This is a genomic window from Pseudomonas sp. BF-RE-21 (assembly GCF_019947305.1).
Taxonomy (GTDB): domain Bacteria; phylum Pseudomonadota; class Gammaproteobacteria; order Pseudomonadales; family Pseudomonadaceae; genus Aquipseudomonas; species Aquipseudomonas migulae.
The window spans coordinates 89,794-99,360 of record NZ_JAGYGF010000019.1 but is presented as its reverse complement, the minus strand read 5'-3'; the positions used below and the strand labels follow the sequence as shown (position 1 = coordinate 99,360).

The window sequence follows — 9,567 nt, the reverse complement described above, 5'->3', positions numbered from 1 at the left end:
TGGAACCACCTGATCCCATCCCGAACTCAGCAGTGAAACGATGCATCGCCGATGGTAGTGTGGGGTTTCCCCATGTGAGAGTAGGTCATCGTCAAGATTAAATTCCGAAACCCCAATTGCGAAAGCAGTTGGGGTTTTGTTTTGCCCGTAGGAAAGTTCGTACAGCATTACCGGACAGCTCCCGGCTGTCACAGTCTCCCGACAATGCTAAGGTTCGGCCCTAGCTTTTGTATTTCTCCAAGGAAGCCTTTATGCCGGACGCGACGTCCCTCAGTGCTGGTTTTATGGTGGTTCACGGTAACCGCCTGGACGAGCTGCGCAGCCTGGTGGTCAGCTGGATGCGGCGATACCCGCTGGCTCCCTTGGAAAATGAAATCGCTCTGGTACAGAGCAACGGCATCGCCCAGTGGCTAAAGCTGGCACTGGCGGAAGACCCGGAAGAGGACGATATGGGCGGCTGCGGAATCGCCGCAGCCATCGACGTGCAATTACCGGGCAGCTTCATGTGGCAGCTCTATCGCATGGTGCTTGGTCGAGATGAAATTCCCGCCAAGTCATTGCTCGATAAGGCCCCGCTGACCTGGCGACTCATGCGGCTGCTTCCGCAGTTGATAGGTCAGCCCCACTTCGAACCTCTGCAACGCTTTCTGACCAATGACACCGATCTGCGCAAACGCTATCAACTGGCTGAGCGGCTGGCAGACCTGTTCGACCAATATCAGGTGTACCGAGCCGACTGGCTTGAGGACTGGGCTGAAGGTCGTCATCAATTACGCAACGGTCGGGGTGAAGCGAAACCCCTGACCCCGGCCAACTGCTGGCAGGCGGAGTTGTGGCGTGCGTTGTTGCTGGATGTGGGGGAGCAAGGCATGGCGCAAAGTCGTGCTGGCGTCCATCAACGATTTATCGAGCGCATTAACAGCCTTGATGTCGCCCCCGACGGATTACCATCCCGAGTGATCGTTTTCGGGATTTCTTCGCTTCCCGCTCAGGCTCTGGAAGCACTCGCCGGTCTGGCCCGTTTCAGCCAGGTTTTGCTTTGCGTGCACAACCCATGTCGTCACCATTGGGCGGACATCGTCGCCGATAAAGACCTGTTGCGGCATCAATACAAACGTCAGGCCCGCAAGAGTGGCATGCCGGTCGTGCTGGATTCGCAAACCCTGCATCAGCATGCCCATCCGCTATTGGCAGCTTGGGGTAAACAAGGGCGGGACTACATTAATCTGCTAGACAGCTATGACGATCCCAACAGCTATCGCTCGGCGTTTCGTGATGGGCGCATTGATCTGTTCAGTGACAGCCAGCCACAGAACCTGCTGAACCAGCTGCAGGACGACATCCTCGAATTGCGTCCTCTGAATGAAACGCGCGAACGCTGGCCGGCAGTCGATACAGACGCGGATCAATCGATCCGTTTTCACATTGCCCACAGTGCTCAGCGCGAAGTAGAGATACTTCACGATCAGTTGCTCGCACGCTTCAGTGCTGATCCTGGGTTAAGACCGCGCGACATTATCGTGATGGTTCCGGACATCGACAGTTATGCACCGCATATTCGTGCCGTGTTCGGCCAGCTTGAACGCCATGACCCACGCTTCATTCCATTCACGCTCGCAGATCAAGGCCAGCGCGGTCGTGACCCGTTGCTGATTGCTGTCGAACACCTGCTCAAACTGCCCGACAGTCGCTTCCCCGTCAGTGAGATCCTTGATCTGCTGGACGTTCCAGCGTTGCGCGCTCGCTTTGGTGTAGAGGAACGTGACCTGCCGACCCTGCATCGCTGGATCGAAGGCGCGGGCATCCGCTGGGGCATGAGCGCAGAGCAACGAGCTGGGCTTGGATTGCCGCAGGAACTGGAGCAAAACAGTTGGCGATTCGGCTTGCGGCGGATGTTGCTTGGGTATGCAGTCGGCAGCGCCAGTGCCTGCCAAGGTATCGAGCCCTACGATGAGATTGGTGGTCTGGACGCCGCGCTGATAGGTCCATTAGTGGCGCTCCTGGATGCGCTTGAAATTGCTCACCAGGAACTCACCCGACCTGCGCCACCCCAGCAATGGGGGATGCGCCTGCAAGCGTTGGTGCAGTTGTTTTTCCAGGCCAGTAATGAGCACGACGACTACTTGCTTGCCCAGCTCGAAGAGTTGCGTGAAACCTGGCTTGAGACCTGTGAGTCTGTCGGTCTGCACGACGAGTTGCCGTTGACCGTAGTTCGTGAAGCCTGGCTCGCCGGCCTCGATCAGGGGCGCTTGTCCCAACGTTTTCTCGCCGGAGCAGTTAACTTTTGCACCTTGATGCCCATGCGCGCGATCCCGTTCAAGCTGGTTTGCCTGCTCGGGATGAATGATGGCGATTATCCGCGTGCGCAACCGCCACTGGACTTCGACCTGATGGGCAGCGATTACCGTCCGGGTGATCGCTCCCGGCGCGAAGACGACCGCTATCTGTTGTTGGAAGCGCTATTGTCAGCGCGTAACCAGCTCTACATCAGTTGGGTTGGCCGCAGCATTCGCGATAACAGCGAACGCCCGGCTTCTGTGCTGATTGGCCAACTGCGCGACCATCTGGCCAGCGGATGGCGACTGCAAAATGCCGATGAAGACTTGCTTGAGGCAATGACTCAGGAGCACCCGTTACAGCCGTTCAGTGCCCGCTATTTCCACGAAGGCGATGACTTGTTCAGCTACGCCAGCGAATGGCAGGTGCTTCATCATGCTGTTGAGTCGGCAGCCGATAACGGCATCCTCGCCCCCTATGTTCAGGAAGAGCCGCTGAGCCTTGGCCAACTGCAGGACTTTCTGCGCAACCCGGTGCGGCACTTCTTCAGTCAGCGGCTGAAGGTGTTCTTTGAAGCGGCTGAAGTGCCGCTTGCCGATGAGGAGCCATTTGTCCTCGACGCGCTGCAACGCTACAGCCTCAGCGACAGTTTGCTCGACGCCGCGCTGGAGCATCTGGATCAGTCCGATCAGGCTTTGGAGGCGCAAGCCAAACGTCTGCAAAACAGCGGCCTGCTGCCCATGGCCGGCTTTGGCGAATGCCTGCAACGGGAATTGATCGAGCCATTGCCGGATCTGCTGCAGCGTTATCAACAGCTTTTGGCCCTATGGCCGACACCGCTCACCAGCGCTTTACCTGTGAGTCTTGAGCTGCAAGGGCTGCGCCTCGAAGGTTGGCTCAGCGGTCTGCATCAGCGAGCTGACGGTGGTTTGCTGTCGGTCACCACGATTCCCAACAGCATCGGCTCGATCAAGTCTCGCAAATGGCATCGTCTGACACGGTCATGGGTCAATCATCTGGTTGCCAGCGCCAGTGGAATGGCCATGACCACTGCGCTGGTGGCCAGTGACGACAGCCTGTTGCTCGGCCCAATGGAAAAGGATGTTGCATTCCGAACCTTGAGCGACCTGCTGATGGCCTGGCAAGCAGGCATGCGTCAACCTCTACCCATTGCAGTAAAAACCGCGTTTGCCTGGCTGGCCCAGACTGATCCTGCCAAAGCCGACGCCGCTGCTCGCAAGGCCTATGAAGGCGACGGTTTGACCACTGATGGCGAGCGCCGCGAAAGTCCCGCGCTTGCCCGGCAGTTCAGCGACTATGACGCACTGATTGCCGACGAGACCTTCGCCGATTGGTGCAACGCCTTGTACAAGCCAATGCTGGAAGCCCCTTGGCGCTCATTGACCAGCGAGGAGCCGCGCTCATGACCAGCCAGACACCGTTGGCCCTGGCGTTCCCGCTGCGCGGCAGTCAACTGATCGAGGCCAGTGCCGGGACCGGCAAGACCTTCACTATTTCCGCGTTGTACCTGCGTCTGGTCTTGGGCCACGGCGGGGAATCGAGCGGATTTGGACGTGAACTGTTACCGCCGCAAATCCTCGTTGTGACGTTCACCGACGCCGCGACCAAAGAGCTGCGCGAACGTATTCGAACGCGTCTTGCCGAAGCGGCACGTTTTTTCCGTGATGAAACACCGGCGCCGGATGCCCTGATTGCAGAGCTGCGTGAACAGTACCTTCCCGAGCAGTGGTCCGGATGCGCAAACCGTCTGGACATCGCCGCTCAGTGGATGGACGAAGCAGCTGTCTCGACCATCCACAGTTGGTGTCAGCGCATGTTGCGCGAGCACGCGTTCGACAGTGGCAGCCTGTTTACCCAGACCCTGGAAACCGATCACAGTGATTTGCTCGGCGAGGTTCTGCGCGATTACTGGCGATTGTTTTGTTACCCGATGCAAGGCGATGCGCTGAATTGGGTGCGCGGTAATTGGGGTGGCCCCGCGGCCCTGTTGCCGCGAGTTCGTGGTTTGTTCGCCAGTGAGCGCCACAGCACTGAAGGCAAAGAGCCTGTCGAGCTGATCACTGAGTGTCTGCAAGAGCGACGGGCTGCATTGCTCGAACTCAAAATGCCTTGGCGTCAATGGGCGGACGAGTTGCTTGCCATCTGTCATGAGGGCGTCGCGAGTAAAAGCGTCGACGGTCGGAAGATGCAGGCACGCTATTTCGAACCCTGGTTCGAAAAGATAAAAGCCTGGGCCGAAGATGAATTGCTTGAGCAGTTGGATATTGGCACCGGCTTCACTCGCCTGACGCCTGATGGCATGGCTGAGGCGTGGAAAAAGGGCGAAGTGCCCAATCACCCGGGACTGGACGCAATGCCTGGCCTCAAGGCCAGTCTCGACAGTTTGCCGACCCCCGATGCGGCAGTCCTGCAACATGCCGCCCAGTGGGTAGGCGCGCGGTTCGAGGAAGAAAAACGTCGCCGCGCGGAAATGGGTTTCGATGACATGCTGTTGCGCCTCGATGCCGCGTTGCAAGCCGAGGGCGGCGAACGTTTGGCAACCCTGATCCGCGAGCAATTTCCGGTAGCGTTGATCGACGAATTCCAGGATACCGACCCGGTTCAGTACCAGATCTTCGAAAGCATCTATCGCATCGAGGACAACAATCCTGAATGCGGCCTGTTCCTGATCGGCGACCCAAAGCAGGCGATCTACGCCTTCCGTGGTGCCGACATCTATACCTACCTGCGTGCCCGCCAGGCCACCACTGGCCGGCTGCATACCCTGGGCACCAACTTCCGTTCCAGTCATGGCATGGTCGATGCGGTGAACCATGTGTTCGAGCGCGCCGAGTCGCGGGAAGCGGGGCGGGGCGCATTTCTGTTCCGTGAAAAAAATGGCGAAAATCCGGTGCCGTTCCTGCCGGTCGCCTCCCAGGGCCGCAAAGAAGTTTTGCAGGTTAAGGGGCAGGTTGTACCCGCTCTGAACATCTGGCATCTGCCCGCCGAACAACCATTGTCCGGTGCCGTTTACCGACAGCAATTAGCCGCTGCTTGCGCCAGCGAAATCACTGCTTTGCTCAATGGCGGGCAACAAGGCCAGGCGGGTTTCATCCAGGACGGCAAGGACTTCAAAGGTTTGCTGCCAGCGGATATTGCGATCCTGGTACGTGACGGCAAAGAGGCCCAGGCCGTGCGCGCCGAACTCACGACCCGGGGCGTGCGCAGCGTGTATCTGTCGGACAAGGACTCGGTGTTCGCCGCACAGGAAGCTCACGACCTGCTGACCTGGCTCAAGGCTTGCGCCGAGCCGGATGTAGAGCGTCCGCTGCGAGCGGCGTTGGCCTGTATCACGCTCAATCTGTCGCTGGCTGAGCTGGAGCGCTTGAATCAGGACGAGTTGGCGTGGGAAGCGCGGGTCATGCAGTTCCGCGGTTATCGCGAACTCTGGCGCAAACAGGGTGTGCTGCCGATGCTGCGTCGCTTGCTGCATGACTTCCAGCTACCTCAGGCACTGATCGCGCGAAGCGACGGCGAGCGTGTGCTGACCAACCTGTTGCACTTGTCCGAACTGCTGCAACAGGCGGCCGCCGAACTCGATGGCGAGCAAGCGTTGATCCGGCATTTATCCGAACACCTGGCGTTGTCCGGCCAGGCTGGTGAAGAGCAGATACTGCGTCTGGAGAGCGACGAGCAACTGGTCAAGGTCGTGACGATTCACAAGTCCAAGGGGCTTGAGTATCCGTTGGTGTTCCTGCCGTTCGTGTGTTCGGCGAAGCCGGTCGACGGCAGCCGCTTGCCGCTGCATTACCACGACGAGACCGGTAAGGCCCAGGTGACGTTGAAGCCGACACCCGAGCTGATCGCGCTGGCCGATCATGAGCGCCTGGCCGAGGATCTGCGCTTGTTGTATGTGGCCTTGACCCGTGCACAACATGCCTGTTGGCTCGGTGTTACGGACCTCAAGCGCGGCAATAACAACAGTTCGGTGCTGCACCTTTCGGCACTGGGTTATTTGCTGGGCGGTGGTGCGCCATTGACCGAATCGGCGGGGTTGACGCGTTGGCTTGAAGACTTGCAGCAGGACTGTCCGGCGCTGAACTACAGTGAAATGCCTGAAGAAACCGCCGAGCATTACCACCCGCCGCAAAACGATGCGACATTGCTTGCCCCGCTGATTCCCAAACGCAAGGCCAGCGAAAACTGGTGGATTGCCTCCTACAGCGCCCTGCGCATTGGCGACAGCCTGAGCGTGGGCAGTGACGAAGCACCGGAAAACCCGCAAGCGCAAAAGCTGTTTGACGACGAGCGCCTTGACCCGGAAGCGCCGAGAGAAGTGGTTGCTGGCGGTGCCGATATCCATCGCTTCCCTCGGGGTCCGAACCCCGGCACCTTTCTCCATGGTTTGCTTGAATGGGCCGGTAACGAAGGTTTTGCCGCCACACCGCAAGCCGTGGAAGATGCCATTGCCCGTCGCTGCAACCGTCGAGGCTGGGAAGGCTGGATCACCACGCTGAGCGATTGGCTACAGCACCTGCTCAAGTCCCCGCTGCACATCGGTGCCGGGCAGGCGCCGGTGATATTCGAGCAATTGACCCAGTACCGCGTCGAGATGGAGTTCTGGTTCGCCAGCCATAAAGTCGATGTGCTCAAACTCGACGAACTGGTCCGCCAATACACCCACAACGGCGTTGCCCGTGTTGCAGCCGAACCGGTGTTGCTCAATGGCATGTTCAAAGGTTTCATCGATCTGACGTTCGAACATGATGGTCGCTATTACGTCGCCGATTACAAATCCAACTGGCTGGGCGTCGATGACATGGCCTATACCGAGCAAGCCATGGAGCAGTCGATTCTGGACAATCGCTACGACCTGCAATACGTGCTGTACCTGTTGGCCCTGCACCGCCAACTCAAGGCGCGGCTTGCCGATTACGATTACGACCGGCACGTCGGTGGGGCGCTGTATCTGTTCCTGCGCGGCACCCGCGCATCCAGTCAGGGCGTGTATTTCGCCCGTCCGCCAAGAGAACTGATCGAGCGTCTTGACCGGCTGTTCCAGGGCAAGCCAGAACCCAAGGCCGAACCCGCCTGGGAACAGGGAGTACTGCTATGAGTCGCACCTTCGCCGATTTGCTGCCGACGCCATTGGCAGCGGAAAGTCTGGCGAGTCTGGCGCCGTTGAGTCGCGCCGATGACTTGTTGCTGCTGCTCACCCGTTGGGTAGAGCGAGGCTGGTTGCGAGCACTGGACAAAGCCTTCGTTGCGTTCTTGCACGAACTCGCTCCCGACGATGACCCTCTGGTGCTGCTGGCTGCGGCATTGACCAGTCACCAATTGGGCCACGGCCATGTCTGCCTGGATCTGTTCGAAACCCTGAAAGAGCCTGACTTCGCACTGTCATTGCCGCCGGAAGGCGATCTGCAAAGTGGCGCGATGCTGCTGCCATCACAATTGCTCGAGGCGCTGGACGGCGCCCATTGGTGCAAGGTACTGGCCGCCAGCAATCTGGTCGCATTGGCAGCCGACAGGCGTGAAACGGCTCAACAAAGGCCGTTGGTACTCTCGGGAAAACGCCTCTATCTGCGCCGCTATTGGGCTTACGAGCGGCGTATCGATGACGCCCTGCGTGTGCGTCTGGCCGAACACGAAACCACGCCGAGTGATCTGCCCCAACGTCTTGTCGGTTTGTTCGGCCAGGCCAAGCCTGGCGAGCTGATCGACTGGCAGAAACTCGCGTGTGCCTTGGCGACCCGCAGTGCCTTCAGCATCGTCACCGGCGGCCCGGGGACGGGCAAGACCACCACGGTCGTGCGCTTGCTGGCATTGCTTCAGGCGCCGGCGGTGGAGGCTGGCAAACCCTTGCGCATCCGTCTCGCCGCCCCCACCGGGAAAGCTGCGGCACGGTTGACGGAGTCCATCAGCCAACAAGTCCGCACGCTGGAAGTCGCTGAAGCCGTGCGAGATAAAATTCCGTCAGACGTTACCACCGTGCACCGTCTGCTCGGCAGTCGGCCCGGTACGCGACATTTCCGGCACCACGCCGGTAACCGTTTGCCGCTGGATGTGCTGGTGGTGGATGAAGCCTCAATGATCGACCTGGAGATGATGGCCAATCTTCTCGACGCGATGCCGGCCCATGCCCGACTGATTCTGCTGGGTGACAAGGACCAACTGGCCTCGGTGGAGGCCGGCGCTGTGTTGGGTGATCTGTGCCGCGACGCCGAGGCCGGTTGGTATAGCCCGCAGACGCGTCAGTGGCTGGAAACGGTCAGTGGTGAAAACCTCGCAGCCAGTGGTTTGCAAGAAGACACTCACGGGACTCATCCACTGGCCCAGCAAGTGGTAATGCTGCGTCACTCGCGCCGGTTCGGCGAGGGAAGTGGCATTGGCCAACTGGCGCGCTGGGTCAACCGGCAACAACCCGAAGAGGCTCGGCAGCTGCTGGCGACTGGAAGCCACGGCGATGTATTTTCCCTGCCCCTCAAGGGTGAACAGGACCGGGCGCTGGAACGCTTGTTGCTCGAAGGTCATGGTGATGGGCCGCAAGGCTACCGGCATTACCTCAGCCTGCTGCGCCACCTGCGGCCACCGCCCGACAGCTCGCTTGAGGATTCACGCTGGACCGATTGGGCGCGCCAGGTGCTGCAAGCCTTCGACGCCTTCCAGTTGTTGTGTGCCGTTCGTAAAGGGCCATGGGGTGTGGAAGGTTTGAATCAGCGCGTGACCGATGCGTTGCTCAAGGCTCGATTGATCGACAGCAATCAGCAGTGGTACGAAGGCCGGCCAGTGCTGATGACCCGTAACGACTATGGCTTGGGTTTGATGAACGGCGACATCGGCATTGCCCTCAAGCTGCCGGAGCGCGATGGCCCCGAGGCGGGTCGTCAGGTATTGCGCGTGGCCTTCCCGCGCAATGATGGCCAGGGTGGCGTGCGTTTTGTCCTGCCGAGCCGGCTCAATGATGTCGAAACCGTGTACGCCATGACCGTGCACAAATCCCAGGGCTCCGAGTTTGCCCATACGGCGTTGATTTTGCCGGACGCCCTGAACCCGGTTCTGACCAAGGAGCTGATCTATACCGGCATTACCCGGGCCAAGGACTGGTTCACATTGATCGAGCCACGTGCCGGAGTGTTTGAAGAGGCCGTGCGACGCAAGGTCAAGCGGTTGAGTGGGTTGATGCTGGAGTTGGAAGAGGCCGTCGAGCCGAGGCAATAAATGGCGGCGGCACCGGACGCCGGAAACTGTCCGAAGTGCCGTCGTACGTGGCCTCGCTGGTATTTCAGC

The 9,567-nt window shown here is 59.6% G+C and carries 3 protein-coding genes and 1 rRNA gene; all 4 read left to right on the top strand.

What is annotated here, in order from left to right:
* Nucleotides 1-97, top strand: a 5S ribosomal RNA gene (gene rrf, locus KGB25_RS15195); the annotation flags it as partial.
* A gap of 154 nt (nucleotides 98-251) precedes the next feature.
* Nucleotides 252-3,704, top strand: a complete 3,453-nt coding sequence (gene recC, locus KGB25_RS15190) for an exodeoxyribonuclease V subunit gamma (RefSeq protein ID WP_223435515.1) — start codon at nucleotides 252-254, stop codon at nucleotides 3,702-3,704.
* Nucleotides 3,701-7,393 carry an exodeoxyribonuclease V subunit beta gene (recB, locus tag KGB25_RS15185; RefSeq protein ID WP_223435514.1) on the top strand — a complete coding sequence of 1,231 codons (3,693 nt, stop codon included), beginning with the start codon at nucleotides 3,701-3,703 and terminating at the stop codon, nucleotides 7,391-7,393. Before recC ends, recB begins: the two co-directional genes overlap by 4 nt.
* Nucleotides 7,390-9,498 (top strand): exodeoxyribonuclease V subunit alpha, encoded by a 2,109-nt coding sequence (recD, locus tag KGB25_RS15180; RefSeq protein ID WP_223435508.1) that lies wholly within the window; start codon nucleotides 7,390-7,392, stop codon nucleotides 9,496-9,498. Before recB ends, recD begins: the two co-directional genes overlap by 4 nt.
* Nucleotides 9,499-9,567: the final 69 nt, after the last annotated feature.